The organism is Phenylobacterium sp. RIFCSPHIGHO2_01_FULL_69_31 (assembly GCF_001824475.1).
Lineage (GTDB): Bacteria > Pseudomonadota > Alphaproteobacteria > Caulobacterales > Caulobacteraceae > Phenylobacterium.
Genome location: NZ_MHXN01000033.1, coordinates 82,385 through 108,864, shown reverse-complemented (window position 1 = coordinate 108,864; position 26,480 = coordinate 82,385). Strand labels below are relative to the sequence as shown.

Genomic DNA, 26,480 nt, shown 5'->3' with positions numbered 1-26,480 from the left:
CCCCTCCCCCTACGGGTGAGGAGAAACCGCCGATCGCCTCAGCCCCCCAACAACCCCTAAGACACCCGCCTCACCGCCCGGTCGGCAGGTCCTTGAACGCCACGTCCTTGTCGACGCGGATGTCGCCCGGCAGGCCCAGGACCCGCTCGGCGATGATGTTCTTCAGGATCTCGTCCGTGCCGCCGGCGATCCGCAGGCCCGGCGCGCTCATCAGCGAGGCGTGGAACGCGCCCTGCAGCGGCGACAGGGCCGGGTCGTTGATGATCCCGTACTGATCCAGCAGCTCCACCGCCGCATTGCCCAGCTCCTGCATCTGCATGGCGCTGACCACCTTGCCGATCGAGCTCTCCGGCCCCGGCGTCTGGCCGCGGCTGAGCGCCGTCATGGTGCGGTTGCGGGTGTGCTCCAGGCCCTTGGTCTGCACGTACCAGTCGGCCAGCTTCTCGCGCACCGCCTGGTCCTTGAGGGCCGGCCGGCCGTCCATCCCGGTGATCCCGCGCGCGGCCTCCAGGAACTGGCTCCAGCCCGCCCCTGATGGCCCCCCCACCGCCAGCCGCTCGTTCATCAGCGTGACGAGGCTGACCTTCCAGCCGTCGTTCACCGCCCCAAGCCGCTGGCTGTCCTTCACCCGGACGTTCGTGAAGAACACTTCGTTGAAGCCCGACCCGCCCGACATCTGGTGGATCGGCCGCACCTCGATCCCCGGATCGCTCATGTCGACCCAGAACATGGTCATGCCCTTGTGCTTGGGCGCCTCGGGGTCGGTCCGGGTGACGACGATGCCGAAGCTCGAGAACTGCGCTCCCGTCGTCCACACCTTCTGGCCGTCGATGATCCAGTCGCCCGAACCGTCCGGCGCCCGCACTGCGCGGGTCCGCGCCGCCGCCACATCCGAACCGCCGGAGGGCTCGGAGAACAGTTGGCACCAGATCTCTTCGCCGCGCAGGGCCGGGCCCACGAACCGCTTCTTGGTCTCCTCGTCCGCGAACGCCATCACGGTCGGCACGCACATGCCAAGGCCGATCTGGAACGGGTTCGGCGGCACGGGATAGCGCGCCTCCTCGGCGTTGAAGATCACCTGCTGGATCGGGGTGCCGCCCGGCCCGCCCCAGGCCTTGGGCCAGGTGATCTGGGCATAGCCGGCGGCCGCCTTCTTGGCCTGCCAGGCCTTGGACGCGGCCATCGACGAGCCGCCGCCCTCCAGGTCGTCGGCCTCGCCCTCGCGGGTCTTCGGCGCGTTGGCTTCGAGCCAGGCGCGGACCTGGGCCCGATAGGCGGCTTCTTCGGGGGAGTCGTTGAAGTCCATTTCCGTATCTCCCTAGGCGGCCATGTTCTTGCGTTCGAGTTGGCTGACCAGCCGCTCCTTCCAGACCCGCGGCGCCCCGGCCACCAGGCCCAGCTGGCGCGAGCGACGGTAGTAGAGGTGGGCGTCCACTTCCCAGGTGAAGCCGATCCCGCCGTGGGTCTGGATGTTCTCCTTGGCCCCGAACCAGAACGCCTCGCTGGCCGCGATCCGCGCCGCGCTGGCCGCCACCGGCAGCTCCGGCGCATTGGTGTTCAGCGCCCAGGCCCCGTAGTAGGCGTTCGAGCGCGCCAGCTCATTCTTCACGTACATGTCGGCCAGCTTGTGCTTGATCGCCTGGTAGCTCGCGATGACCCGCCCGAACGCATAGCGCTCCAGCGCATAGGCCTTGGCCATTTCCAGGCAGCGGTCGGCGCCGCCGCATTGTTCGAACGCCAGCAGCACCGCCGCCCGGTCCGTCACCTGCTCCAGAAGGGAGAACCCTTCGCCCGCGGCGCCCAGCCGCTCGGCCGCGGCGCCGCTGAAAGTCAGCTTCGCCGCATCGCGCGTGGGATCCAGGGTCTGCAGCGGCTCGCGCGTCACGCCTTCCTTGGCCGACAGGTCGACCAGGAACAGGCCCGCCTGGCCGTTCTCCTTGGCCAACACCAGGGCGTGGGTGGCGATGTCGCCGTCAGTCACCGGCAGCTTCACGCCCGAGAGCTTGCCGCCGGACACGGTGGCCTGCAGCCCGGCCGCGGTCAGCACGCCCGGCCCTTCCGAGGTCGCCACGCAGCCGATGACCTCGCCCGCCGCGATCTTCGGCAGCAGCGCCGCCTTCTGCGCCTCGCTGCCCGCCAGCATCACCGCCTCGGCCAGGAAATAGACCGTCGAGGCGAAGGGGATCGGCGCGACCACCCGGCCCAGCTCCTCGGCGATGGCGCAGAGCTCGATGTGCCCCAGGCCCAGCCCGCCGTGTTCCTCCGGGATCGCCGCGCCCAGCCACCCCTGCCCGGCCACCGCCGTCCACAGGCCCTCGTCATAGGCCTTGGCCTCGTCGTCCAGCACCTTGCGCACCCGGCTCGTGGGGCAGTTCGCCTCCAGGAACTTGCGCGCCTCGTTCTTCAGGAACTTCTGGTCGTCGGAAAAATCGAAATTCATGGCCCTGTCCTGCCGGATTCCCGGTCTGGCGTTTCGCTCCGGCCAAGCATTGCGCGCCCTGGCCGGGCAAGAAAAGCGTGACCTCGCGTCAGGCAGGGGGCGGCCCGCGAAGCCCCGCGAGGTGCAGCGATCGTCGACGCGGGCTTTTCGGCCGTCCGGGCCCGGTTGGCTTGTCTAGGGCCGGTGCGCTCCGCCCTGTGGGGTGAGATTTGATTCCTGCTGCGTCCGCATCTGACGCAGCGGCGTGTTTCACTCCCGGCATGGACGCCACGCTGCCCGATATCGACGCCGCGGAAGCCATGCTGGCCAAGCTGGCCGCCATGGACTTCGCGCTCGCGCAGCACCTGCATACCTGCGCCATGAACACCGACGATGCGGCCGAAATGGTCGAGCTCTCGCGGGCCTACCAGCGCATCGCCCGCTCCACCCGCCAGAGCCTGGCGCTGCATGCCCGCATCAAGCGCGACCGCGGGCGTGACGCCCGCGAGAACCCGCCGCCGCCCGCGGCGCCGCCGCCGACGCCGCGCCGCGACCCACACCGCATCGCCGAGCGCCGGGACGCCCTGCGCGCGCCCGTGCAGCGGGTGATCTGGTCCGAGCACGAGCCATTGGACGCGGACGATCCGGACGAAGCCGGCTACTACTTCGACCTGCTGGAAGAGCGGCTGGCGCTCGGCGTCCGCGACAACACCTTCGGCCTCACGGTCGAGGACGGCGCCTGGACCGTCGAGCCCTTCGACGAGCATGTGGTCCGGGTCTGCCGGAGCCTTCGCCTTCCCGAAGTCGCCGCCCGCGCTTGGCGCGACCTGCCCGATCCGCCGCCCGAGGCCCTCCGGCCGGAGGACCCGGACGAGGACGCCGATGACGGCGATCGACCGGCCCGCCTGGATTCCGCCTGACCCGCGGCCAGGCCCGCCCCTCGCGACATCGATAGAGCGACCCGGCCCCCCTTCACCCGGGGTCGAACTGGTGCGCCTTGGAGAAACGGCCGGCCCTTCGGCCGCCTTGCCACAGCTCGGCGGCCTCTCCCGGCGACAGCAGTGGACGGGCCTTGATCACCGCATCGTCGTCCCCGGCGGCGAGGACGGTGTCGCCGACACGCAGCCGTCCGCCGGGCCCGACGTGATAGATCCTGTAACTCTGCAACGCTCCGGCCCCACGCGACACGCAACAACTGTTGCATGGGATAACATGGTTCTCTCCGCCGTCGAGCCCGGGCGCGGCGAAAGTTGCGCGCCGATGCCTTGGCGCCGCCTAAGTGGGACGCCTAGATGAGCGGATGCGCACCGACACGCCCCAGCCCATCCGCCTTTCCGAGTACCGTCCGCCCGCGTTCCTGGTGGACGAGATCCACCTGACCTTCGACCTGGCGCCCAATACCACCCGGGTGAAGGCCAAGCTCTCGGTGCGCCGCAACGGCGACCATACCGATCCGCTGGTGTTCAACGGCGAGCGTCTGAAGCCCCTCTCCGTGGCGATCGACGGCCGCACGCTGACCGCCGCCGAGCACACCATCGACGATGAGTTCCTGACCATCCCCGGCGCGCCGGACGCCTTCACCCTGGAGACCGAGGTCGAGATCGACCCGGAGAACAACAAGGCGCTGGAAGGCCTCTACATGTCCGGGGGCCGCTACTGCACCCAGTGCGAGTCCGAGGGCTTCCGCAAGATCACCTTCTGGCCCGACCGGCCGGACGTGCTGTCCAGGTACACGGTCCGCATCGAGGCCGACAAAAAGGTCCGCCACCTGCTGGCCAACGGCAACCTGATCGACAAGGGCGACCTGCCCGGCGGGCGCCACTTCGCGGTCTGGAACGACCCCTTCCCCAAGCCCAGCTACCTCTTCGCCCTGGTGGGCGGCGAACTGGACGTGCTGGAGGACACCCTCACCACCATGAGCGGGCGTGTCGTCGACCTGCGGATCTACGTCGACCCCGGCATGGCGCCGCGCGCCGCCTACGCCATGGACGCCCTGAAGCGCTCCATGAAGTGGGACGAGGAGGCCTACGGCCGCGAATACGACCTGGACCTCTTCATGATCGTGGCGGTCCGCGACTTCAACTTCGGGGCCATGGAGAACAAGGGGCTGAACGTCTTCAACTCCTCGCTCCTGCTGGCCGACCCGGCCACCGCCACCGACGTGGACTACGAGCGTATCGAGGCCGTGGTCGCCCACGAGTACTTCCACAACTGGACCGGCAACCGCATCACCTGCCGCGACTGGTTCCAGCTCTGCCTGAAGGAGGGCCTGACCGTCTTCCGCGAGCAGGGCTTCTGCGCCGACATGCGCGGCGAGGCCGTGGCCCGCATCAAGGCCGTGAAGGCCCTGCGCATGCGCCAGTTCGCCGAGGACCAGGGCCCCCTCGCCCACCCCGTGCGCCCTTCGGCCTACATGAAGATCGAGAACTTCTACACCGCGACGATCTACGAGAAGGGCTCCGAGGTCATCGGCATGCTGAAGACCCTGATCGGGGCCGAGGCGTTCCGAAAGGGGATGGACCTCTACTTCGACCGCTGGGACGGCCACGCCACCACCGTCGAGGCGTTCATCGAATGCTTCGCCGAGGTCTCGGGCCGCGACCTGTCGGACTTCTTCGCCTGGTACGAACAGGCGGGCACCCCCCGGGTCTCGGTGGCCGGCCGCTACGACGAGGCCGCCCGGTCGCTCGAACTGACCCTAACCCAGGCCAACCCGCCCACCAACGGCCAGCCCGACAAGCGGCCGGTGCCGATCCCGGTGACGGTGGGCCTGTTGGACCACGAAGGCCGCACCCTGGCCTTCGAGCGCGACGGCCAGGCCCTCGACGAGACGGTCATCGTCCTCGACAAGCCGGAGCTCAAGGTCACCCTCACCGGCGTCGACTCAAACCCGGTGGTCTCCGCCCTGCGCGGCTTCTCGGCCCCGGTGGTGCTGACGACCGACGCCGAGCCGAAGGCGCGCTACGTCCAGCTCGCCTCGGACCCCGACCTGTTCAACCGCTGGGAAGCCGGCCAGGATCTGGCCGCGGACTTGATCCTCAGCCGCGCGGCGGGCAAGCCGAACGAGGTGGGCGAGGAACGCTATGCCGAGGCCGTCGGCCGCGCCCTGGTGGACCAGGCGTCCGACCCCGCGTTCAAGGCCCTGCTGCTCGCCCTGCCGTCCGAGAACGACCTGGCGCTGCTGCGCAGCCCGGTGGACCCGGCCGCAATCCACGAGGCCCGGGACGCCCTTCGCCTGCGCCTGGCGCTCCACCTGGACGGCGAGCTGCGCCACATCCACACCGGCCTGCAGGACCTCGGCGAGTTCTCCCCCGACGCCGCCGGCGCCGGACGCCGGGCCCTGCGCAACGCGGCCCTGGAGCTGATGGCCGCCAACCCGCGAAGCGAGGTCGCCGACATCGCCCACGGCCACTACCGCGCCTCGGTGAACATGACCGACATGATCGGCGGCCTGAACGCGCTGATGCTGATCGGCGGGCCGCTGTACGATGAGGCCCTGGCCGACTTCTACAACCGCTGGAAAGCCGAGCCGCTGGTGATCGACAAGTGGTTCGCCGTCCAGGCGCGCGACCCCAGCGAAGAGGCGCTGGGCCGCATCCTCGGCCTGACCGCCCACCCGGCGTTCGACGTGCAGAACCCGAACCGCCTGCGGGCCCTGGTCTCCAGCTTCGCCAACTTCAATCCGGCCCGGTTCCACGACCCCAGCGGCGCCGGCTACCGGTTCCTGGCCGACCAGATCATCGCCGTGGACCGGTTCAACCCGATGACCGCCGCGCGCCTCGTGGACCCCCTCGGCGGCTGGAAGCGGCTCCGCCCGGACCTGGGCAAACTGATGAAGGCCGAGCTTGAACGGATTGTCGCGGTCGAGGGCTTGTCGAAGAACGTTTACGAATTGGCCACCCGCGCACTCGACTGATTGCGACGATTGCCCGCGATGACCGCGGGCGGCGGATCAGCTTAGACTTCCGCGTCGGTTCGGTGCGCCGGACGGCGGGAGACGGAGGGAGCGGCGGCCTTGGCCGGACGCGGGGGGCAGAATCTCGCAGGCGTGACGCCCGAAAGGCGCGGTCGCAGTCGCGTGCCCGGATCGCCCCGCTACTCGCGGCCGGCGATCCTCTCGGTCGTGGTCGCGCTGGGTCTGATGGGCGTCCTGGCGCTGCTGCGGATCTGGCTCTTCGCCCCGGGCCGGCTCGAGCTGGCCATCTGGCTGGTCTCCGCCATCGCCGCCGCCATCACCCTCGGCGTCCTGCTGATCCAGGAGATGCGCCGCGTCGACCGGGTGCAGGCCGCCCGGATCGATTCCGAGCAGCGCTTCCGCATGGCCGTGGAGGCCGCGCGCTGCGGCATCTGGGAATGGGACCTGGCGGCCGACAAGATCTTCATGTCCGAGGTCACCGCCTCGCTGTTCGGCTGGCGCAGCGGCCTGGTCGACGGCCAGCAGGTGCTGGACCGCGTGGCGCCCGGCCACCGCGACGACATGCGCGAGGCGCTGTCGACCGCCGCCATCTACGGCGACTTCGACGTCTCGTTCCGGGTGCCGCCGATCGCCGGCGCCCGTCCGGTCTGGATCGACTTCCGCGGCCGCGGCTTCGGCGACAGCCCCGAGGGCGGCTTCGCCCGGATCATCGGCGTCGCCCTGGACGTCACCGAGGAACGCCTGGCCCAGGCCCGGGCCCAGTCCGCCGAGAGCCGGCTGCGCGACGCCATCGAAAGCACCTCCGAGGCCTTCGTCCTCTGGGATCGCAACGGCCGTCTCGTGATGTGCAACAAGAACTTCCGCAGCTACTTCCAGCTCGACGCCGAGATCCTGAAGGCGGGCGTCGGCCGCGAGCAGGTCGAGCGCGCCGCCCGCCTGGCCATCCGCCAGGAGTATCCGGCGCCGGGCGGCCGCCGCGGCGTGCGCGAGGCCGAGCTGTCGGACGGCCGTTGGGTGCAGATCTCCGAGCGTCCCACCGCCGAGGGCGGCCTGGTCGTCACCGCGGCCGACATCACCGTGCTGAAGACCCAGGAAGAGGCCCGCCGGATCAAGGAGGAGGAGCTCCGCCGCGCGGTCATCAACCTGGAACAGAGCCAGGAACAGCTCTCCGAACTGGCTCGCAAGTACGAGGCCGAGAAGATCCGCGCCGAGGGCGCCAGCCAGGCCAAGAGCGAATTCCTGGCCAACATGAGCCACGAACTGCGCACGCCGCTGAACGCCATCAACGGCTTCTCCGAGATCATGGCCGGCGAGATGTACGGCCCGCTGGGCGACAGCCGCTACCGCGACTACTGCCGCGACATCCTCAGCTCCGGCCAGCACCTGCTGGCCCTGATCAACGACATCCTCGACATGTCCAAGATCGAGGCCGGCAAGCTGACCCTGCGGTTCGAGCCGGTCTGCCTGGAAGAGATCGCCGAGGACGCCCTGCGCCTGGTCCGCAACCGCGCCGAGGCGGCCGGCCTGAACCTCATCCTGGACTTCGTCGACCTGCCCGACGTCGAGGCCGACCACCGGGCCGTGAAGCAGGTGCTGCTGAACCTGCTCTCCAACGCCATCAAGTTCACCCCCCGCGGCGGGCGGGTGACCGTCCGCGGCGAGCGGCGCGACGACCCGCTGGGCGAGCGGGTGCGGATCAGCGTCCAGGACACGGGCATCGGCATCTCGCCCCAGGACCTGGAGCGGCTGGCCCGCCCCTTCGAACAGGTGGAGAGCCAGCACTCCAAGACCACCCAGGGCACCGGCCTCGGCCTGGCGCTCACCAAGTCCCTGGTCGAGATGCACGGCGGCCTGCTGGACCTGAAGAGCGCGCCCGGCCAGGGCACGGTCGCCAGCTTTGCGCTACCGGTCCGGCAGAGCGCCCCGGCGGTCCTGGCCGGCGCCGCCGCGGCCTAGGCGCGGTCGGGCCAGGGCCTGCCCCAGTTGTCTCCGCTCATCCGGCGGAAGGGTGGCGGCGAAATCCACCAGCCGCCGGTCCATGGCCTCCCGCACCTCGTGCTCCAGCCCCCGCGCCCGCGCCAGCCGAGCGACCGCGGCGTCCCTGTCGAAGGGCTCCTCCTCGAACGACCGCATCGCCTCGCGTGCCAGCCGCCGCGCCTCGCGCGCCTTGGGGCCATAGGTGCGGGCATGCTCCGGCCCGCCGTCGCGCCATGCCGCCTGGCGCTCGGGCGGCAGGGTCCTGATGGCCGCTGTGACCGGGTTACGCTGAACGGAGGCCGGCTCCATCGCCGCGGCCGCCGGCGGCGTCCTGGCTTTCTGCAGCTGCGCGCCGACGAAGGCGCCGCCGATGAACACGTTGAGCGCCACGGATGCGAACAGGGCGCCGAGCAGGATCCGACGGTCCATCAAGCGTCCTCGTCCAGATAGAGGCTGAAGTCGTCGTCGCTCACCGCCGTCACCAGAGCGTCCGCATCTGACGCAGCCGGGGTGGATGGTGAGGCATGGAACTGCGCGCCCGCCACAATCCCCGCCGCACAGGCGGCGGCCAGTCCCACGCCCATGCCCGCGGGCAGCAGCCAGTCGGCCCACCGCCGCGGGCGCGGACGTGGCGCGCCGGCAGCGATGCGCGCCGCAAGACCAGCCGAGCCGTGCGGCCGTTCGAACGTGTCCAACAGGGCGTCCAGATCCGCAGCGCGCGCCAGGACATCGCGCGTCCACGCGGGCCGGGACGCCATCACCTCGGATGCGGCCTCGCGCTCGACCTCGGGCCAGCGGGCGACGTCGCCGCCATAGGCCTCCGCAAGGGCCTCGAAACGATCAGGAGTCATCCCGTCCCTCCTTCAGGTCCGCCAGCGCCGCTCGCAAGGCCCGGCGGCCGCGACCCAGCAGGCTTTCCACCGCCTCGACGCTTATCCCCATCACCGCGGCAGTCTCGATGTTGCCGAGCTCTTGGTAGTGGCAGAGCACGACGGCCTCGCGCTGGCGTTCCGGCAAGGCCTGAAGCGCCTGGGCCACGCGGCGGCCTGTGTCCGACGCCTGGAGGCCACGATCCGGGCCTGGGCCCTCGTCCACCCGCTCCGGCGGCTCCGCGAAGGCCATCTCCCGCCGGCGCCGCAGTCGGTCATAGCAGAGATTCAGCGCCACGCGGTGCAGCCAGGTGTCGAAGCGGGCGGCGCCCGGCGTCCACTTCGGCGCGTGCTTCCAGACCCGCAGGAACGTCTCCTGGGCGACATCCTCGGCCTCGCCGCTGTCCCCCAGCATGCGGCCGGTCAAGGACAGCAGGCGCGGCAGCTTGCGCGCGACGAGGGCGCGCACCGCGGCGGGATCGCCCGCCGCGACACGCAACACGAGCTCCTCGTCGGGATCCCGCAAGCCTGACCTCGCCTGGGGCGGCGGCGGTCTTATTGAGCGCCGGGACCGCCACGCCGTTGCCGCATCATGGGCAACTCCTCCTTCGAGAGCCACCCATCCTTGTTGCTGTCCGCCATCTGGAAGCGGCGCTCGGTCATCGCGGTCAGCTCGGCCTCAGTGACAGCGCCGTCCTTGTTGAGGTCCATCCGCGTGACCATGCCGCCCCGTTGACCGCCCTTCCCACCCTTGTGCCCGGCGGTGTGTCCCGGCTTTGGGGCGGCGTCGACCTCGGCCTGGGTGATCTTGCCGTCCTTGTTCGCGTCCATGCGGGCGAACATGCGGGTGTGGCGTTCAGCGCCCGCCGCCTTGAACTCGGCGAGTGTCACCTTGCCGTCGCCGTTGGCGTCGGGGTTCGGCGGCTGGCGTTGGCCCATCGGCTGGGCGTGCACGGCGCTCGCCATCAGGGCGGCGGCGGCGGCGGCGAGAAGGATGCGGTTCATGTGTCCTCGGGAGTTCGACTACTGGGCCCCGAACTGTTCCACGCCGCGCGGCGCTCATTCCGTCGCTCAAGCTTTCACCACCGCCAGGTAGGCGGTCCGCGCCGCTGCCTGCGCCGCCTTCAACCGCGTCTGCAGCGCCTTGAGCGTCTTCGCTTCGCCGGCCCGGGCCAGGAGGGCCTGGAAGGCCTTGGGTTCCTGGCCGGGATCGGGATTGTCGTCGAGGGCCACCTTCAGGAGCTGGGTCAGGTTCTGCTGCAGCCGCCAGGCGCTCTGCAGGGCTTCCAGCGGCTCCGGCGCGGCCAGACCGGCGGCCCCGAGCGCCGCCAGCGCTTCGGCGGTGTTGGGCGACAGGGGCCCGCCGTCCGCGGCGTGGACGAGCTGCAGGAACTGGGCGGCGAACTCGATGTCGACCAGCCCGCCTGGCGAGAGCTTCAGGTCCCAGTCGCCCTTGGGCGGACGCTCCTCTTCCAGCAGCTTGCGCATGTCGCGCACGTCGCGCGCCGTCTTCTTCGGGTCGCGCGGCCGGCGCAGCGCCGCCTCGATGGCCGCCTGCGCGTCGGCGGCGAACGCGGGGGACGTGGCCCACGCGACCCGCGCGCGGGTGAGCGCCAGCAGCTCCCAGGTCTCGGCCTCGCCCTCGTAGTAGTGGTCGAACGCCGCGAAGCTCACCGCCACCGGTCCCTTGGTGCCGGACGGGCGAAGCTGCATATCCACTTCGTAGAGCTGCCCCTCGGCCGTGGGGCTCGACAGGGCTGCGATCAGCCGCTGGGTGAAGCGGCCATAGAACGCCGAGGCGTCCCAGCCCTTCACGGCGGAGGCGGCGGCCGGGTCGGTGGCGCGGTAGAGGGTCATCAGGTCCAGGTCGGACGAGGCGCTCATCTCCCGCGACCCGCACTTGCCCAGGGCGACCACCGCCACCTCGCCCGCAAACTCGCCACCGAGGCGGGTGGTCTCGGCCAGGGCGGCGGGCGCCAGGCTCTCGATGCACAGGTCCGCGAGGTCGGCGAAGGCGCGCCCAGCCGCCTCGGCGGTCGCCGCGCCGCTCATGACCTGGACGCCGACCCGGAAAGCCTGTTCGCGGTGGAGGCGGCGAACCACGTCCATGGCCGCCTCGAAGCCGCCGGCCCGGGCGACGGCACTTTGCATGTCCGCGCGCTCGGCGGCGATCTCGATCTCGCTGAAGAAGTCGGGGTCCACCATGGCGTCGATGGCCGCAGGGCGACGGGCCAGGGTGTTCGCCAGCTTCGGCGCGAAGGCCAGCACCTGGACCACCAGCTCGAACAGCTTCGGCTGGGCCAGGAACAGCGACTGCAGTTGCACCCCGCTGCTAATGCCGCCGAAGAAGTCGCAGAACCGGTTGAAAGCGACGTCCGGCGCGCCGGTGGCGTGCGCGGCCTCCAGCAGGCGCGGCGCCAAACGGGTGAACAGCTCGCGGCCGCGCTCGGTGCGGGTGGCCGCCACGTGGCCATGGTGCCACGCGCGGATGGTCTGCGACACGCGGGCCGGGTTGGAGAAGCCCATGCGGCCGATGGTGGCCAGCGTCTCCGGATCGTCGTCGACGCCGGTGAACACCAGGCTGCCGAAGCGCGACGACAGGGGCTCCTCGTCCGGGAAGAGTTCGGCGTAACGGGCGTTCACCGCCTTCAGGGTGCGGGTGATCTCGGCGTCGAAACTGCGGAGCGGCGCGGGGCCGGACAGCGCGGCCACCCGGCGGCGGTCGACGTCGGACTCGGGCAGCTTGTGGGTTTGCTCGTCTTCCAGCATCTGGATCCGATGCTCGACGGCGCGCAGGCGTCGGTAGGCGTCCGTGAGTTCCGCGGCGGTCGCCCGGGTGACGTGGCCGGCCTGCGCCAGGGCGGCAAGCGCGTCCAAGGTCCGGGAACTGCGCAGCTCCGGGTGGCGGCCGCCCAGGATCAGTTGCTGGGTCTGGACGTAGAACTCGATCTCGCGAATGCCGCCCCGGCCCAGCTTCAGGTCGACGCCCTTGGCCGACACCCGCTCGTCGACCTTGTGGGCGTGGATCTGGCGCTTGATCGAGTGGATGTCGGCGATGGCCGCGAAATCGAGATTCTTGCGCCAGATGTAGGGCGAGAGCTCGGCCAGGAAGCGCTCCGCCGCGGCCATGTCGCCGGCGCAGGCGCGGGCCTTGATGAAGGCGGCGCGCTCCCAGTTCTGGCCGACGGTCTCATAGTATTCGAGCGCGGCGGGCACCGGCACCGCCGGCGGCGTCGAGGACGGGTCGGGACGCAGCCGCAGGTCCATGCGGAAGACGTAGCCGTCGGGCGTCCGCGCCTGCATCAGGTCCGACACCCGCTGGGTCAGCCGCACCGCGAAGGCCTGCAGTTCGACGCCCTCGGCGACCACCTCGGCCAGCGGCTCCGGCTCGAAGAAGACCGAGACGTCGATGTCGCTGGAATAGTTCAGCTCGTAGGCGCCCTGCTTGCCCATGGCGATGCAGAACCAGCCCGGCACGGGCCCGCCGTCGCCCTCGCCGAGGCGGGCCAGGCGGCCGGCCTCCAGCTCGCCGCGCGCGGCCGAGGTCAGCGCCGCCGTCACCGCGGCGTCGGCGAAGCGGGTGAGCGCCGAGGTTACCTGGTCCAGGTCCCAGACCCCGCCCAGGTCGGCGAGGGCGGTCAGCAGGTGAAGCTCCTGCTTGAGCAGCCGCAGCGGAGCCTGGGCCGCTTCGGGCAGCACATCGGCCACGGCCGCGGTGCGGGCCAGGATGTCAGCCAGCCGGGCCTCGGGATCGTCCGCCAGCAGCGCGGCCAGGCGCTCGGGGTCGCGCCGGGCGAGACCCGCGAGATAGGGCGATGCGCCGAACACCGGCGCCAGCGCCGGCCACGCCTGATCCAGCTCTGGCGTCCAGATCCGGTTGGCCACGACGCCGCGCAGCCGTTCGGCAGCCTTGGCGTCGAGCAGGGGGCCGCAGGGCTGTAGGCGGGCGGCCAGGCGTTGCGTTCCGGTTCCGTCGGGACTCATGTCACCCATCATCAGGACGTCGGAGGGCCGCTGCAATGAACCGTCTCATCACGCTTCCCCATCTCGCTGCCGGAACCGACCTCGCCTTCCTGGCCCTGCGCCTCGGCGTGGGCGCGTTCCTAGTCTGGGGCGTCTGGGACAACATCACCAGCGCCGAGCACATGGCGACCTTCGTCAAGTTCCTGGATCAGTTCGGCTTTCCCATGCCCGAGCTGCTCGCCCCCTTCGATGTCTGGCTGCAACTCGGCATCGGCGTGCTGTTCATCCTGGGCCTGGCGACCCGCTGGGCCGGCCTGGCCTGCGCGCTGAACTTCGTCGTCGCCATCGTGATGGTCGATCATCTGCAGGGGTGGCGCGGATCATTCGGCTCGCAATGCCTGGTGCTCATCGGCCTGGTGCTGGCCACCCACGGGCCGGGGCGATTCTCGGTAGATCGCGTGCTGGAGCGCCGTTAGGCGCGGGGCAGGATGAAGGCCACGCGCAGGCCGGGGCCCATCTCGCCAACCTTTCCCGGCCCCTCGGACAGTTCCAGCCGCCCGCCGTGGGCCTCGGCCACGGCCGCCACCAGCGACAGGCCAAGGCCCGCCCCCGGCTCGTTGCGGCTGTTCTCCAGGCGGACGAAGCGCTGGATCACCCGTTCGCGGTCCTCGTCCGGCACGCCCGGTCCGGTATCGGTCACGGAGAACTCCACCTCGCCCGACGACCGACGCCGCACGCGCAGCATGATGGCGCCGCCCGCCGGCGTGTACTTCACGGCGTTGTCGAGGATGTTGGCCAGCGCCTGGGCCAGGAACTCGCGGTTGCCCCGGACGGTCAGGTCCTTGGCGATTTCGGCCGCATACTCGATGTCCTTCTCTTCGCAGAAGGGCTCGTAGAGTTCGCTGATGTCGGCGGCCAGGTCCGCCGGGTCGAAGAGGGTGGGGTTGGGTGCTTGGCCGGCGGCCTGCAGGCGGGCGATCGACAGCACCGCGCCGAAGGTCTTCAGCACCCCGTCCGTGTCCTCCAGCGCCTGGGCCAGGGCCTCCTCGGCGTTGCCCTTGCCCGCCTCCACATCAATGTAAGCGGTCTCAAGCCGCGCGCGCAGGCGGGTCAGCGGAGAGCGCAGGTCGTGGGCGATGGCGTCGCCGGCGTGCTTGTGCCCCTGCATGGAGCGTTCGAGCCGGTCCAGCATCTCGTTGACCCCCTGGGCGAGCTCGTCGAACTCGTCCCGCGCGCCCCGGACCCTGGCGCGCACGCCCTGTTCGCCGTTGCGGACGCGCTCGACGACGCTGATCAGGTCAACCATGGTCCGCGACACGTTGCGACTGACCAGCAAGCCGCCCGCCAGACCCAGCAGGACCACGAGGGCCACCGACGCCCAGAGGGCGCGGACCACCCGGGCCACATAGGCCTCGTCCTCGCCGGCGTCGGCGCCCACGAAAAGGATTTCTCCGCCGCGGAGCTTCTGCTGCAGGCCTCGCGCTGGATGCTTCACCTCCCGGCCCTGGGCGTCGACGTCCGTGACCTGGAAGGTGGCCCAGGCCGGCTCCCCGGCGAAGTCCTCCACCGGGCTCTCCTCGATGGAGCCGGAGATGCGCCGTCCGTCCTTGGTCAGCAGCAGATAGAGAAAGGGCTTCTCGCTGGCGGCGCGCTGAATCAGCGACTGGTTCACCGCATCGATTCCGGCGCGGTCGTAGACGTCGACCAACGAGCGCATCTCGCGCCGGATCTCTTGGTCGGTCCGACGTGTCGCTTCGCCGGCAGTCGCCACATAGATGTAGGCCAGGAAGGCGAACGCGGCGCTGGCGAACAGCAGCACGAACAGCAGCGTCAGCCGGAAGGGCGCCGTCCGGAAGATGCGCGGCATGCGCACGGCCACGCGCCGCGCTCCCTAAGCGTCGAGCCGGTAGCCCGCGCCGCGCACCGTCTGCAGCATCGGCCGGTCGAACCCTTTGTCGATCTTGGACCGCAGCCGGGAGATGTGGACGTCGATGACGTTGGTCTGCGGATCGAAATGGTAGTGCCAGACCTTCTCCAGCAGCATGGTGCGGGTCACCGACTGGCCGGCGTGGCGCATCATGAACTCCAGAAGCTGGAACTCCCGCGGCTGGAGGTCGATCTCCTTGCCGGAGCGGTGAACCGTCCTTGCGATCAGGTCCATCTCCAGCTCGCCCACCTTGAGCAGCGTCTGGACCGAGCCGGTGTCCCGCCGCCGGGCCAGGGCCTCGATGCGGGCGATCAACTCGGGGAAGGCGTAGGGCTTGACCAGGTAGTCGTCGCCGCCGGCCTGCAGGCCGTCCACCCGGTCGCCGACCTCGCCCAGGGCCGACAGGAACAGCACCGGCGTGCGATCGCCCTCGCGGCGCAGCGTGCCGACGAGGGTCAGGCCGTCCATCCTGGGCATCATGCGGTCGACGATCATCACGTCGAACTCGCCGTCCCGGGCGGCGGCGAGGCCCTCCTCGCCGTCCGCCCCGCGAACGCAGTCGTGGCCGGCCTCGGTCAGGCCGCGCGCCATGGCTTCGGCCGCTTCGAGATCGTCCTCGACAATCAGGATCCGCATGTGATTCCCGCCCTATCCGTGGCGGAAACTACCCCGAAACCTTGATCGGCAGGAAGGCGGTGCGGCCATTGCGGTACACGCCGACCAGCACGCTGGAGCGGCCCGCCTTCTTGGCCTCGTCGACGATGGCGGCCAGATCGGTCGGCTGCGCCACCGCCCGGCCGTTGGCCAGGGTGATGACGTCACCGCGGCGCAGGCCCTTCGTGCCCGCGTCGGAGGCCTGGTCGACGTTCTCCACAAGGGCGCCACGCACGGTGGCTGGCAGGTTCAGGCGATTGCGGGCCGTGTCGTCCAGCGGGCCGAGCGACATGCCGAGCACCGGCGCACCGGCGCCAGGCGCGGTCCCGGGGGCGCCCGGGCGGCCACCCGGACCGGTATTGTCATTGGCGGCCAGTTCGCGCTCGGACGGACGTACGCCAGAGCGGACATCCACGTTGCGGCGCTTGCCGTCGCGGATCACGTCCAGCCGCAGGTTCTCGCCGGCGCGCACGCGGGCCACCTGGCGGGTGAGGTCGGACGAGCTCTTCACGGCCACGCCGTTCACCGCCACGACCACATCGCCGATCTGGAGGCCGGCGCGTTGCGAGGGGCCGCCCGGCGAGATGTCGGCGACGATGGCGCCCCGCTGGTTCGCGAGGCCCTGGGCCTCCGCCATCTCGGTGGTGAAGTTCTGGATCGTGGCGCCGATATAGCCGCGCTCGATCTTGCCGCCGCTGATCAGCTGCTTGGTGACCGTCTCGGCCACTTCGGACGGGATGGCAAAGCCGATGCCCACCGAACCGCCGGACGGCGAGAAGATAGCGGTGTTCACGCCGATCACGCGGCCATAGACGTCGAACGTCGGGCCGCCCGAGTTGCCCCGGTTGATGGGCGCGTCGATCTGGATGTAGTCGACGAAGGTCTCGCCGATGTCGCGGCCATAGGCCGAGACGATCCCGGCCGTGGCCGTGCCGCCCAGGCCGAACGGGTTGCCCACAGTGATGACCCAGTCACCCACACGCGGCTTGCCCGCGTTCTCGAAGTTCACGAACGGGAACGGCCCGGCGCGGCCCTTCACCTTGAGCACCGCCAGGTCCGTGGCCTCGTCGCGGCCCACGACCTCGGCGTCGAGCTCGGTCTCGTCCTTCAGGACGACCTTGATGCTCTCGGCGTTCTCGACCACGTGGTTGTTCGTGACGATGTAGCCGTCGGCCGAGATGAAGAAGCCGGAGCCCGACGACTGCTGGGTCGGCAGGCGAGGCTGGCCGCGCTCGGTGCGCCCGCCCTGATCACCATCCTCCTCGTCGTCCTGACCGCCGCCGCGCGGTCCCGGCAGAACGAAGGGCAGGCCGGGAATCTGGCGCAGGGCGCTGGTATCCACCCGGCTGGTCACATTGATCGACACCACCGCAGGCGAGACGCGGTCGAAGATGTCGGCGAAGGACATAGGAGCGCCCGGCGGGGGCGCGAAGATGGGGACCGTCGAGGCCTTGATCAGGCCTCCGTTCGGCAATTGGGCGTGGGCGGAGGGAAGCTGTACGCCCGCCCCCGCAACCGCGGCGGCCATGACGCCGGCGCCGGCGACAGCGCCCAGGAGGTAACCGGTCTTCTTTGAAGTCATAAGCCTTCGTTTCCCTGCGCGACCCATTCGAGAATGCGGATCGCGCCCAAACAACCTAGGTCGGATGCACCGAAGTGCAACGCCCCTCAAGTTACGTTTAGGTCACGCCGAGCTCTCCTGTTCCAAACGCAGCAGAAAAGAAGGGCTCGCCCAAACGTCGGTGCGCGCTTTCGGCGTAGTCGGCCTCCACTCTCGCCTACCGCGCTCATGGCGCGGCTTCGCGTCCATTATTTGGCGGGATCGTGTCGGGGTGTTTCCCGCTCGTCCAGGCGACGCAAGCGTTCTGCTTCCAAGGGCGTGAGTTCTGCGTCCAATGTGCGCTTCCGCAGCCGGACGAACAGAAGCGCGACGCCGGCGGCCACCACCAGGAAGGGCACGCCCCACAGGGCGAGGTTGCCCGCCGAGAAGCGGGGCGTCAGCAGCACGAACTCGCCGTAGCGGTCGGTCAGGAACGCCTTGATCTGAGTCTCGCTCTTGCCCGCCTTGACCTGCTCGCGGACGATCTGCCGCAGGTCGCGGGCCAGCTCGGCCTCGCTGTCGTCAATCGACTCGTTTTGGCAGACCAGGCAGCGCACATCGCGGAAGATCTCGCGCGCCTGGGCTTCCTGCGCCGGGTCGGGCAGCCGTTCGGCCGGATCGGACGCCGCGGCGACGCAGGCCATGCCCGCCAGCGCCGCCAGGATGAGCCGCAGCCTCACGCCGCCCGCGCCTTCCGGCGACCGACGCCGAGGCGCAGGCGCCGGTCCGAGAGCGAGATCAGGCCGCCCACGGCCATGATCGCCGGCCCGAGGAAGATCAGGCTGGCCCAGGGGTTCCAGTACGCGCGGACGAGGTAGGTCCCGCCGTCGCGCCGCTCGCCCAGCACCACGTAGATGTGGCTCATCCCGCGGTAGCAGAGGCCGACCTCGGAGGTGGTCTGCCCGCCAACGGTGTAGAGCCGGCGTTCGGGCGCCGCCTCGCATACCGGCCGGCCGTTCCGGGTGACGGTGATCGCGCCGCGGTCAGCGTCGTAGTTCGGACCGGTCACCGGCCGAACGGCCTCGAGCGTGACGTGGTAGGCCCCGACGTCCAGGCTGCCGCCCACCGGCAAGGCCTCGGCAGCCTCGACCTTCCAGGTGGTCTCGAACACCGCGCCGAGCACGAAGACGCCCAGGCCCAGGTGCGCCAGCGTCATCCCCCAGGCGCCCCGCGGCAATCCGGTGAGTCGCCGCCAGCTCTCGGCCGCGGGCGCCCTGAAGGCCCGGGTGCGTTCCACGATCTCGGCCAGGGCCCCGGCGATCAGCCAGCCGCCCAGCGCCACGCCCAGCACCCCGAACGCCTTCTTGGGGTTGACGACGGCCAGCGCCAGCAGGCCCGTGGCCGCGGCGGCCAGGGCCGCGATCCAGAGCCGTTGGACGACGCCCTTGGCGTCCCCGCGCTTCCAGGCCAGCAGCGGCCCGGCCGGCAGCAGGATCAACAGCGCCGCCATCAGCGGGGTGAAGGTCAGGTTGAAGTAGGGCGGCCCGACCGAGATGGCCTCGCCGCTCATCGCCTCGCGGATCAGGGGATAGAGCGTGCCCAGGAGGACGGTGGCGGTCGCTGCGGCCAGCAGGATGTTGTTGAGCACCAGCGCGCTCTCCCGACTCACCGGGGCGAACATGCCGCCCTGCCCGAGGGTTGGCGCGCGCCAGGCAAAGAGGCTAAAGCCCAGCCCGGCCGTGACCGCCAGGATGATCAGCAGCAGGACGCCCCGGGTCGGGTCGACCGCGAAGGCGTGCACCGACGTCAGGACCCCGGAGCGCACGAGGAAGGCCCCCAGCATCGAGAAGGTGAACGCGGCCAGCGCCAGGAACACGGTCCAGCCCGCGAGCGCGCCCCGCTTCTCAGTGACCACCGCCGAATGCAGCAGGGCCGTGGCGATCAGCCAGGGCATGAAGCTGGCGTTCTCCACCGGGTCCCAGAACCACCAGCCGCCCCAGCCCAGCTCGTAGTAGGCCCAGAAGGCGCCGAGGGTGATGCCGACCGTCAGCATGCTCCACGCCGCCAGCGTCCAGGGACGCACCCAGCGCGACCAGGCCGCGTCGATCCGGCCTTCCACCAGGGCCGCCACTGCGAGCGAGAACACCACCGACATGCCGACATAGCCGGCGTAGAGGAACGGCGGGTGGACCGCGAGCGCCGGGTCCTGCAGCAGCGGATTTAGCGAGCGCCCCTCGGCGGGCGGCGTCAGGAGCCGCGCCAGCGGGTTGGATGCGAAGACCGTATAGGCCAGGAACACGGTCCCCAGCAGTCCCTGGGTCGCAACCGTCATCGCCCGCAGGCCGCGCGGCAGGTCGCGCCCCAGCCCCGCCACCGCGGCGCCGAACCCCGTCAAGGCGAGGCACCACAGCAGCATGGAGCCCTCGTGGCTGCCCCAGGTCCCGGCCACGCGGTACAGCAGCGGCTTGGCGGAATGGGAGTTGGCCGCCACGTTCTCGACCGAGAAGTCCGAGACCACGAAGGCGTGCATCAGGGCCGCGAAGGCTGCGGCAACGGCCAGGAAGGCCGCCAGCGCCGCCCCCTCGCCTGCGCCGGCCAGCGGCGCCGAGCGCCGGACGCGACCGGCCACCGACAGCAGGACCTGGGCGATCGAGAGCGCCAGCGCCAGGATCAGCGCAAAAGCGCCGGCTTCGGCGATCATGTGCCGCTCTGCGCCTTGCCGCCATAGGACGGCGGGGGCGCGCCCTCGCCCCGCCACTCGCCCTGTTCCTTGAGCGCGTCGGCGACTTCCTTGGGCATGTAGGTCTCGTCGTGCTTGGCCAGCACGCGCTTGGCTTCGAAGACGCCGTCGGCGCGATAGGCGCCCTCGGCGACGATCCCCTGCCCCTCGCGGAACAGATCGGGCAGGTCGCCCTGGTAGTGGACGCGATCGGACGAGACGTTGTCCTGGACCGTGAACTCCACCCGCCCGTCCGGATGCTTCACCACCGAGCCCGCGCTCACCAGCCCGCCGAGCTGGATGGCCCGCCCGGGCTCAGGCTTGGCCGCCGCGGCCTGCGAGGGCGTGTAGAACAGCGAGATCGAATCCCGCATCCCCCACAGGGTGAGGCCGACGGCGACGGCCACGACCGGCGCGATCACGGAGAGCAGGAGCAGGCGCGTGCGCGCCTTGCGGGACTTGGGCAGGAAGCTCATGGCATCGGCTCCGCGCGTGCGGCCTCGTCGAGTTGTTGCACCACCCGGCCGCGCCCGGCGTAGCGGGCCCGGGCGTTGGCGTAGGCGGCGTCGCGTTTGGCAGTATCGCCCAGGACGGCATAGGCGCGAACCAGGCGCACCCAGCCCTCAGGATCGTCGGGATTGGCCTCGAGCTTGGAGGCCAGGCTGGCCACCATGCCCTGGATCATGGCGAGCTGCTGCGGGTCGCGGGTCGCCGGGACCGGCTTGCCCGCCAGCTTGGCCAGTTCCGCTTCGACGGCGGCCCGGCGCTCGGGCTCTTCCGGCGGCAGGTCGGCCAGCAGCGCACGCAGGTCGGCGGCCGCCTCGTCGGTGCGCCCGGCGTCGGCTTTGGCGGAGGCAAGGAAGTAGCGCGCCGTGGGGCTCTTGGGGTCCAAGGCCAGCAGGCGGGAGAACGCGGCCTGCGCGTCGGCGTCGACCTTGCCCTGGGCTTCGAACACCTCAGCCTCGCCCAGCATCTGCCAGATGTCCGGCCGCTGCGGCGCCAGCTCGGCGGCCCGGCGCAGGGCGCGCACGGCGGCCACGGGGTTCTGCGAGGCCCCCTCGGCCAGGCCCAGCAGGCGGAAGCCCTCGGCCTCGCGCGGCCGCTCGGCGGTGGCTTGGCGCAAGACCGCGGCGATCTCGGGCGCGGTCAGGGTGGAGAGGTCGGAGCCACGCCATTTCTCCAGGCGGGCGGCGAATGGCTGATCGCCGAACCCGGGCGAGCCCAGCGACAGGTAGAGCCCCAGCGCCAGCGCGGGCGCCGCGGCCACCGCCAGCAGGACGGCGCGGCGGGCGCGGGGATCGGCGTTCCAGGCCTGTTGCGGCGCATCGGCGGCGGCCAGCAGGCGCCGCGCAGCCTCGGCATGAGCCGCCTTGCGCTCGGCCTCGCCCATCAGGCCGCGCTCGGCGAGCTCGTCGATCTCGGAAAGCTGGCGGCGATACAGGCCCGGCGCAGGGTCCGCGGCCTCGGCCTGGGCGGCGGCGCCGGCGGCGCGGAACAGGATCAGGCCCGCCGCAACGGCGGTGAGGACGCCGACCACAGCCCAGAAGACGAACATGGCCGGCGTTTAGCCGAAAGCGCGGCGGCGCGCGAGTGAGACTCTTTGGCCGCGGAGCGGCTAGGACCCGTCCGGATGCAGGGCCGCGTGCGCGCGGCGGCGGATGAGCTCGCCCGCCTTGCCGCCACGGATCAGCTGGTCCAGCAGGGCGGCGTGCTCGAGATAGGCCGAGGCGATGCCGACGTCCTCGACCTCGTCGGTCCGGATCAGGTCCAGCACCTCGTCGACATAGTGGTCGACATACTCGCCCAGGCGCTCGACCATCTTGTTGCGGGCGGAGGAGAAGCCCCCGTAGTTGGCCGTCGACCGCAGCTCGTCCGAGAACGACAGCAGGGTCACGGCGCGGTCCACCAGCCGCCGGTCCGGCGCGACGCCAAGGCGCGGGACCTGCCGGCGGATGCGGGGGTTGCGCGGCGGCTGCACCGGCAGCGCGTCCATGGTCGCCTTTTCGGCCTCGCGAAGACGCCCCTCCACCACGCCGGCCAGGCTCGCGCGCTGCTTGTGGACCCGATGGCCCCAGCCATGTTCGCGCTGCAGGTCGACGCAGGTCTCGATCTCCATGATCTGCTGGACGACGAGTTCGGCCAGTTTGGCGGCCGACCGTCCGGCCTGCGGTCCGGCGTCGGCCTTCAGGCCGGCGATCGTGGCGAGGGCAGCGTCGATGTCGGCGAGCAGCCCCTCGCCGAAGCCGGCCATCTCGGAATCGCCCAGGTACCGCTCGGTGGGCTTGTCCATGACCGCCGAAATCACCCGCAGCACCATCCACGGGTGGGCCATCTGGGCCGACAGCATCTCGAAGAAGCGCGGGCCCGCGTCATCGTCGGCGGTGACGGCGTCGCGGTAGGCCACACGCGCGCCGGCCGCGGTCTCCCCACCGGGGTGCGCCAGCCACTCCGGCAGCTTCTGGGTGGCGCGGCGCACGATCGGCGCGATCTCGAGGCAGGCTGCAAGCTGGTCGGCTCCGCCCGGCCGCGCCTGGTCGCAGATCTCCGCCGCGGCGCGGAAGTCCTTCTGTTCCCGGGCGCGCACGCCCGCGGCGGCCAGGACGGTCAGCCGATCCTCTGCCGCGGTCACCACATGGGCCGGCGTGTCGTGCTCGGCGGCGTCGCGCACCACCGTAATGTCCTCGGCGTCGTCCATGGCGCGCACGCCCCGCCAGACCAGGCCGAGGACCCGCGATGGGAACGTGAGCTTATGGGGATCGTCGCCGGCCCCGACGCACATCGGCGCGATCGGCTGGAGGACGGTGTTGCGGAGGTTCCGCTCGTAGACCTCGACCTCGACGAGCCGCTTGACCCCGCCGAGCGCGCTCTCGTCGCTGGTTTCCGCCAAGGCCTGACGCAGGCTTCCGACGACCTTGTCAGGCGCGGATTCCACCAGGGTGCGGACAATCGCGATCTTGCGCTCGGACAGCGCGGCCATGGACCTCAGGCTCCGGCAGAACGCCGTTAGGCGGAAAAGATGCCTCCGGGCCGGTTAAGGCTTTACGAAGTCAGGGCTTTTTACGCCTCGGCGCGCGGCAGTTCGACCGCGACCAATAGTCCGCCGAGCGGAGAATCGCCGAGCGTGAGCGAGCCGCGGTAGGCGCGCGCCAGCTCGTCGACGATGGAGAGGCCGAGGCCCGAGCCCGGCGCGTTCTCGTCCAGGCGTGCGCCGCGGCGGATCACCTCGTCGCGGCGGTCCGGCGGCAAGCCTGGCCCGTCGTCCTCGACCGTAAGGCGCAGGCGTTCCGGCCCGGCGGCCGCCGCGCGGACCCGGATCTTGCGATCGCCGAATTTGCCGGCGTTCTCCATGGCGTTGCCGGCGATCTCCATGAAGTCCTGCCGCTCGCCCAGGAAGTACAGCTCATCGGGCGCGTCCCAGTCGATCTGGACGCCCTTGGCCCGAAAGATGCGCTCCAGCGTCCGGGCCAGCTCGTCCAGCACCTCGGCGACCGAGGTCCGTTCACCCTGCCCCTGGCTGCGGGCGGCGGCGCGGGCGCGGCGCAGGTGATGGTCGACCTGCTGGCGCATCACGTCGGCCTGGCGGCTGACCACCTCGGCCAGGGGGCCTGGGCGCTGGCTCGCCTCGGTCATCATCACCGAGATCGGCGTCTTCAGAGCGTGCGCCAGGTTGCCGACGTGGGTGCGCTGGCGCTCCACGGTCTCCTGGTTATGGGCGACCAGGGCGTTCAGTTCGTCGGTCAGGGGCTTCAGCTCGGTTGGGTAGTCGGCCTGCAGGCGATCGACCTTGCCCCGCCGCACCTCGGCGACCTCCTGGCGCAGGCGGAACAGCGGCCTCAAGCCCACCTGCACCTGCACCACCACCGCCAGGATCAGCCCCAGCCCCAGCAGGGCGAAGGCGATGGCCGTGGTGGTGAAGAAGTTGCGCACGTCCCGGTCGATGGGGCGGCGGTCCTCGGCGGCGATGAACACCAGCGGCGCATCGCGGCCCGGCAGGCTGGTCCAGCGCGCCACGACCCGCAGCCGCTCGCCCGGCTGCACCCCCGGCGCGTCGAAAGCGATCGGCTTGCGCGGGTTGGCCCGCAGCCGGTCCGGCAGGTCGGCGGGGATCTTGAGCGAGGAGTCCCACAGGGATCGGGAGGGCACCAGGCTGCGCACCCCGCCCCCGGCCACGGGCTCGGCGATGTCCCAATAGCGCCCGGAGTAGGCGCGCAGCGCGCGCTGATCGGTGAGCGCAGGGGCCACCACGTCGCCGTCCTCGATGGTCGAACCCGAGATCAGGTTGTCGATGAGGTCCGAGAGACTGGCGTCGAACCGCCGCAGCGCCGCCTGCTGGAACAGCAGGGCCAGCACGACGGCCGCGATGACCAGGGCCGCGAAGCTCCAGCCGACGGCCAGCAGGGCCAGCCGGCGGGCGAGCGACGGACGGGTCAGGCCCGCCGGCAGCTTCACGAGCCGGCGTTCTCCGCGTCCACCTCGTCGGCGGGACAGATGAGGCGATAGCCGAGGCCGCGCACGGTCTCGATCCGATCCGGTCCGATCTTCTTGCGCACGCGGCCGATGAACACCTCGATGGTGTTGGAATCGCGGTCGAAGTCCTGGTCGTAGAGGTGCTCCACCAGCTCGGTGCGGCTGATCACCCGACCCTGGTGCATGATCATGTAATGCAGCAGGCGGTATTCCAGCGAGGTGAGCCGGAGCGGCTCGCCGTTCACGCTGGCGCGCGCGGCACGCGGATCCAAACGCAGACCGCCGCACGCCAGGTTAGGCGTCGCGTGGCCGGCCGACCGGCGCAGCAGGGCGCGCAGGCGGGCCAGCAGTTCCTCGGTATGGAACGGCTTGGTCAGGTAGTCGTCGGCGCCCGCGTCGAAGCCGGCCACTTTCTCGCTCCAGGCCCCGCGGGCGGTCAGGATCAGCACCGGCGTGGTCATGTTCTCCCGCCGCCAGCGCTCCAGCACCGAGACCCCGTCCACCTTGGGCAGGCCCAGGTCGAGGATGATGGCGTCATAGGGTTCGGTCTCGCCGAGGAACTGGGCCTCCTCGCCGTCGGGGGCGTGATCGACCGCATAGCCGGCGTCGCCGAGCGCCAGCTTCAGCTGCCGCGACAGGTCCGGATCGTCTTCAACAAGCAGGATGCGCACGTCCGCGTCCCTTCCTTCCTGGGAAACTTAAAAGAGCTCAGCCGCCCTGGCGACCGATCACCTGGCCCGACTCGGCGTCCACGACGAAGACCACCACCCGGCCGTTCTCCATCTGCCACTGGACATAGTAGGCGGGCCGGCCGCCGGCATCGCCCATGGTGCTGTTCAGGTGGCGGCCGGGATAGCGGGACGCAAGCATGCTCAGAACGCGCGACAGCGGCACCTGGCGCCGCGCCTGGTCCTGGCCGCCGCCGGTCAGCACCATCATGCCGCGGTCGCGCGCTTCCGCGACGACGGGCGTCGTCACGGTCGCAGCGAGCAGGGCGAGGGCGAAGAGGCGTTTCATGCAACCCGTCCTAGACGCAGGCGACTGAACCCGGCCTGAACGCCGGCATCAGGGTTCCTTAGCTTAAGCGCGGCGCTTCGGCGAATAGGGGCGCTTGGCCTTCTGCTCTTCGGCGAACGCTTCGAGCGCCGGATCGGCGCCTTCGGGCAGGGTGACCACCAGGCGGGCAAACAGGTCGCCGCGCTGGCCGCGCGCATCGGACAGGCCCCGGCCCTTCAGCCGCAGGCGCGTGCCGGTGTTTGCGCCCTTGGGCACCGAGACGTTCACCGGGCCGTCCGGCGTCGGCGCCTCGACCTTTCCGCCCAGCACGGCGTCGTAGAAGGTCACGGGGAGGTCCATGACGAGGGCGTCGTCCTCGCGGCGGTACAGCGGGTGCGGCTTGACGTTGATCTCGATGAACGCGTCGCCCGCGCCGGAGCGGCCTGGCGAGCCCTGGCCTTTCAGGCGCAGGGTCTGGCCCGTCTGGGCGCCCTTGGGGATGGTGACGTCGATCGTGCGGCCATCCGAGAAGGCGATACGCTGCTTGCCCCCGCGGATCGCATCCACGAGGTCGATCTCCAGCTTCGCCCGCACGTCGGCGCCCCGCTGGGAGAAGCCGCCGAAGCCGCCGCCAGCGCCGCCGGCGCGGCCGCCACGTCCACCGCCGCCGAACATCTCACCCAGAATGTCGCCGAGGTCGGCGCCCTCGAAGGTCTCGGTCCGGAAGCCGCCGCCCCGTTGGCCGAAGCCACCCCCCGGTCCGCCGCCCCAGGGGCCGCCGCCCGGGAAGCCCTGGGCCGTCTCGCGGCCATCGGCGTCAATCAGGCCGGCGTCGAACTTCTTGCGCTTCTCGGCGTCACCGACGATGTCGAACGCCGCGCTCACCTTCTTGAAACGTTCCTCGGCCGCCTTGTTGCCGGGGTTGGTGTCGGGGTGGTTTTCCTTCGCGAGCTTGCGAAAGGCCTTGCGGATCTCGTCCGCAGAGGCTGTCCGGGAAACGCCCAGCTCCTGATAGGGGTCGCGCGCCAAGCTC

The 26,480-nt window shown here is 70.9% G+C and carries 24 protein-coding genes; 4 read left to right on the top strand and 20 right to left on the bottom strand.

From position 1 onward, the window contains the following. Window positions 1-70: 70 nt before the first annotated feature. Together A2790_RS18035 and A2790_RS18030 are read right to left on the bottom strand one after the other, a co-directional pair. A complete protein-coding gene (locus A2790_RS18035) occupies window positions 71-1,306 on the bottom strand; it encodes an acyl-CoA dehydrogenase family protein (protein WP_293394442.1) in 1,236 nt (411 codons plus the stop codon). Window positions 1,307-1,318: 12 nt separating this feature from the next. Continuing rightward, window positions 1,319-2,440 (bottom strand): acyl-CoA dehydrogenase family protein, encoded by a 1,122-nt coding sequence (locus tag A2790_RS18030; RefSeq protein ID WP_293394440.1) that lies wholly within the window; start codon window positions 2,438-2,440, stop codon window positions 1,319-1,321. A 260-nt stretch (window positions 2,441-2,700) separates the two neighbouring features. Between A2790_RS18030 and A2790_RS18025 the strand changes: the two genes are divergently transcribed. After that, window positions 2,701-3,339, top strand: a complete 639-nt coding sequence (locus tag A2790_RS18025) for a hypothetical protein (protein ID WP_293394438.1) — start codon at window positions 2,701-2,703, stop codon at window positions 3,337-3,339. Window positions 3,340-3,391: 52 nt separating this feature from the next. Here A2790_RS18025 and A2790_RS18020 read toward each other — a convergent pair whose 3' ends face one another. Beyond that, window positions 3,392-3,586, bottom strand: a complete 195-nt coding sequence (locus A2790_RS18020) for a hypothetical protein (protein ID WP_293394436.1) — start codon at window positions 3,584-3,586, stop codon at window positions 3,392-3,394. 133 nt (window positions 3,587-3,719) lie between these two features. On the opposite strand from A2790_RS18020, the gene pepN reads away from it, so the two are divergent. Both pepN and A2790_RS18010 read left to right on the top strand, forming a co-directional pair. Beyond that, window positions 3,720-6,335 carry an aminopeptidase N gene (pepN, locus tag A2790_RS18015; RefSeq protein WP_293394434.1) on the top strand — a complete coding sequence of 872 codons (2,616 nt, stop codon included), beginning with the start codon at window positions 3,720-3,722 and terminating at the stop codon, window positions 6,333-6,335. A 162-nt stretch (window positions 6,336-6,497) separates the two neighbouring features. After that, window positions 6,498-8,291, top strand: coding sequence for an ATP-binding protein (locus A2790_RS18010; protein WP_293394431.1), 1,794 nt, complete (start codon window positions 6,498-6,500; stop codon window positions 8,289-8,291). Here the strand turns inward: A2790_RS18010 and A2790_RS18005 are convergent. The 5 genes from A2790_RS18005 to A2790_RS17985 all read right to left on the bottom strand — a co-directional run bounded on the left by A2790_RS18005 (window position 8,238) and on the right by A2790_RS17985 (window position 13,165). Continuing rightward, window positions 8,238-8,741: a periplasmic heavy metal sensor gene (locus A2790_RS18005; RefSeq protein ID WP_293394428.1), complete on the bottom strand. Its 504-nt coding sequence runs from the start codon at window positions 8,739-8,741 to the stop codon at window positions 8,238-8,240. The genes A2790_RS18010 and A2790_RS18005 overlap by 54 nt on opposite strands. Beyond that, on the bottom strand, window positions 8,741-9,163 hold the full coding sequence (locus A2790_RS18000; protein WP_293394425.1) for a hypothetical protein: 423 nt from the start codon (window positions 9,161-9,163) through the stop codon (window positions 8,741-8,743). The genes A2790_RS18005 and A2790_RS18000 overlap by 1 nt, the downstream gene beginning before the upstream one ends. Beyond that, window positions 9,153-9,680, bottom strand: a complete 528-nt coding sequence (locus A2790_RS17995; RefSeq protein ID WP_293394422.1) for an RNA polymerase sigma factor — start codon at window positions 9,678-9,680, stop codon at window positions 9,153-9,155. The genes A2790_RS18000 and A2790_RS17995 overlap by 11 nt, the downstream gene beginning before the upstream one ends. 56 nt (window positions 9,681-9,736) lie before the next feature. After that, window positions 9,737-10,186 (bottom strand): EF-hand domain-containing protein, encoded by a 450-nt coding sequence (locus tag A2790_RS17990; RefSeq protein ID WP_293394419.1) that lies wholly within the window; start codon window positions 10,184-10,186, stop codon window positions 9,737-9,739. 66 nt (window positions 10,187-10,252) lie between these two features. After that, window positions 10,253-13,165 carry a bifunctional [glutamine synthetase] adenylyltransferase/[glutamine synthetase]-adenylyl-L-tyrosine phosphorylase gene (locus A2790_RS17985; protein WP_293394416.1) on the bottom strand — a complete coding sequence of 971 codons (2,913 nt, stop codon included), beginning with the start codon at window positions 13,163-13,165 and terminating at the stop codon, window positions 10,253-10,255. Between the two features lie 35 nt (window positions 13,166-13,200). Between A2790_RS17985 and A2790_RS17980 the strand changes: the two genes are divergently transcribed. After that, window positions 13,201-13,620: a DoxX family protein gene (locus tag A2790_RS17980; protein ID WP_293394414.1), complete on the top strand. Its 420-nt coding sequence runs from the start codon at window positions 13,201-13,203 to the stop codon at window positions 13,618-13,620. Here A2790_RS17980 and A2790_RS17975 read toward each other — a convergent pair. The 12 genes from A2790_RS17975 to A2790_RS17920 form a co-directional block, all read right to left on the bottom strand. Further along, entirely contained in the window at window positions 13,617-15,017 is a 1,401-nt protein-coding gene (locus A2790_RS17975) for a HAMP domain-containing sensor histidine kinase (RefSeq protein WP_293394644.1), read from the bottom strand. The two genes, A2790_RS17980 and A2790_RS17975, sit on opposite strands and share 4 nt — an antisense overlap. 18 nt (window positions 15,018-15,035) lie before the next feature. After that, entirely contained in the window at window positions 15,036-15,707 is a 672-nt protein-coding gene (locus A2790_RS17970; protein WP_293394411.1) for a response regulator transcription factor, read from the bottom strand. A gap of 28 nt (window positions 15,708-15,735) precedes the next feature. After that, window positions 15,736-17,307: a Do family serine endopeptidase gene (locus A2790_RS17965; protein WP_293394408.1), complete on the bottom strand. Its 1,572-nt coding sequence runs from the start codon at window positions 17,305-17,307 to the stop codon at window positions 15,736-15,738. Window positions 17,308-17,534: 227 nt separating this feature from the next. Next, complete coding sequence (locus A2790_RS17960) at window positions 17,535-18,005, bottom strand: cytochrome c-type biogenesis protein (RefSeq protein WP_293394405.1); 471 nt, start codon at window positions 18,003-18,005, stop codon at window positions 17,535-17,537. Continuing rightward, entirely contained in the window at window positions 18,002-19,966 is a 1,965-nt protein-coding gene (locus A2790_RS17955; RefSeq protein WP_293394402.1) for a heme lyase CcmF/NrfE family subunit, read from the bottom strand. Before A2790_RS17955 ends, A2790_RS17960 begins: the two co-directional genes overlap by 4 nt. Then, complete coding sequence (ccmE, locus tag A2790_RS17950) at window positions 19,963-20,460, bottom strand: cytochrome c maturation protein CcmE (protein WP_068876120.1); 498 nt, start codon at window positions 20,458-20,460, stop codon at window positions 19,963-19,965. The genes A2790_RS17955 and ccmE overlap by 4 nt, the downstream gene beginning before the upstream one ends. Beyond that, window positions 20,457-21,539, bottom strand: a complete 1,083-nt coding sequence (gene ccmI / locus A2790_RS17945) for a c-type cytochrome biogenesis protein CcmI (protein ID WP_293394398.1) — start codon at window positions 21,537-21,539, stop codon at window positions 20,457-20,459. Before ccmI ends, ccmE begins: the two co-directional genes overlap by 4 nt. A gap of 60 nt (window positions 21,540-21,599) precedes the next feature. Continuing rightward, window positions 21,600-22,961, bottom strand: a complete 1,362-nt coding sequence (locus tag A2790_RS17940; RefSeq protein WP_293394395.1) for a hypothetical protein — start codon at window positions 22,959-22,961, stop codon at window positions 21,600-21,602. An 80-nt stretch (window positions 22,962-23,041) separates the two neighbouring features. Beyond that, on the bottom strand, window positions 23,042-24,433 hold the full coding sequence (locus A2790_RS17935; RefSeq protein ID WP_293394392.1) for an ATP-binding protein: 1,392 nt from the start codon (window positions 24,431-24,433) through the stop codon (window positions 23,042-23,044). Continuing rightward, entirely contained in the window at window positions 24,430-25,122 is a 693-nt protein-coding gene (locus A2790_RS17930) for a response regulator transcription factor (protein WP_293394389.1), read from the bottom strand. Before A2790_RS17930 ends, A2790_RS17935 begins: the two co-directional genes overlap by 4 nt. 37 nt (window positions 25,123-25,159) lie before the next feature. Then, a complete protein-coding gene (locus A2790_RS17925) occupies window positions 25,160-25,468 on the bottom strand; it encodes a hypothetical protein (RefSeq protein ID WP_293394386.1) in 309 nt (102 codons plus the stop codon). Between the two features lie 63 nt (window positions 25,469-25,531). Beyond that, a complete protein-coding gene (locus tag A2790_RS17920; protein WP_293394383.1) occupies window positions 25,532-26,476 on the bottom strand; it encodes a J domain-containing protein in 945 nt (314 codons plus the stop codon). Window positions 26,477-26,480 lie beyond the last annotated feature (4 nt).

Coding starts and splice junctions, on each gene's coding strand:
- A2790_RS18000 (WP_293394425.1), bottom strand. CDS start 9,163: ATGACTCCTGATCGTTTCGAGGCCCTTGCGGAGGCCTATGGCGGCGAC.
- A2790_RS17940 (WP_293394395.1), bottom strand. CDS start 22,961: ATGGCCGCGCTGTCCGAGCGCAAGATCGCGATTGTCCGCACCCTGGTG.
- A2790_RS17980 (WP_293394414.1), top strand. CDS start 13,201: ATGAACCGTCTCATCACGCTTCCCCATCTCGCTGCCGGAACCGACCTC.
- A2790_RS17990 (WP_293394419.1), bottom strand. CDS start 10,186: ATGAACCGCATCCTTCTCGCCGCCGCCGCCGCCGCCCTGATGGCGAGC.
- A2790_RS17985 (WP_293394416.1), bottom strand. CDS start 13,165: ATGAGTCCCGACGGAACCGGAACGCAACGCCTGGCCGCCCGCCTACAG.
- A2790_RS18035 (WP_293394442.1), bottom strand. CDS start 1,306: ATGGACTTCAACGACTCCCCCGAAGAAGCCGCCTATCGGGCCCAGGTC.
- A2790_RS17970 (WP_293394411.1), bottom strand. CDS start 15,707: ATGCGGATCCTGATTGTCGAGGACGATCTCGAAGCGGCCGAAGCCATG.
- A2790_RS18025 (WP_293394438.1), top strand. CDS start 2,701: ATGGACGCCACGCTGCCCGATATCGACGCCGCGGAAGCCATGCTGGCC.
- ccmE (WP_068876120.1), bottom strand. CDS start 20,460: ATGAGCTTCCTGCCCAAGTCCCGCAAGGCGCGCACGCGCCTGCTCCTG.
- A2790_RS17925 (WP_293394386.1), bottom strand. CDS start 25,468: ATGAAACGCCTCTTCGCCCTCGCCCTGCTCGCTGCGACCGTGACGACG.
- pepN (WP_293394434.1), top strand. CDS start 3,720: ATGCGCACCGACACGCCCCAGCCCATCCGCCTTTCCGAGTACCGTCCG.
- A2790_RS17965 (WP_293394408.1), bottom strand. CDS start 17,307: ATGACTTCAAAGAAGACCGGTTACCTCCTGGGCGCTGTCGCCGGCGCC.
- ccmI (WP_293394398.1), bottom strand. CDS start 21,539: ATGTTCGTCTTCTGGGCTGTGGTCGGCGTCCTCACCGCCGTTGCGGCG.
- A2790_RS18005 (WP_293394428.1), bottom strand. CDS start 8,741: ATGGACCGTCGGATCCTGCTCGGCGCCCTGTTCGCATCCGTGGCGCTC.
- A2790_RS18030 (WP_293394440.1), bottom strand. CDS start 2,440: ATGAATTTCGATTTTTCCGACGACCAGAAGTTCCTGAAGAACGAGGCG.
- A2790_RS17955 (WP_293394402.1), bottom strand. CDS start 19,966: ATGATCGCCGAAGCCGGCGCTTTTGCGCTGATCCTGGCGCTGGCGCTC.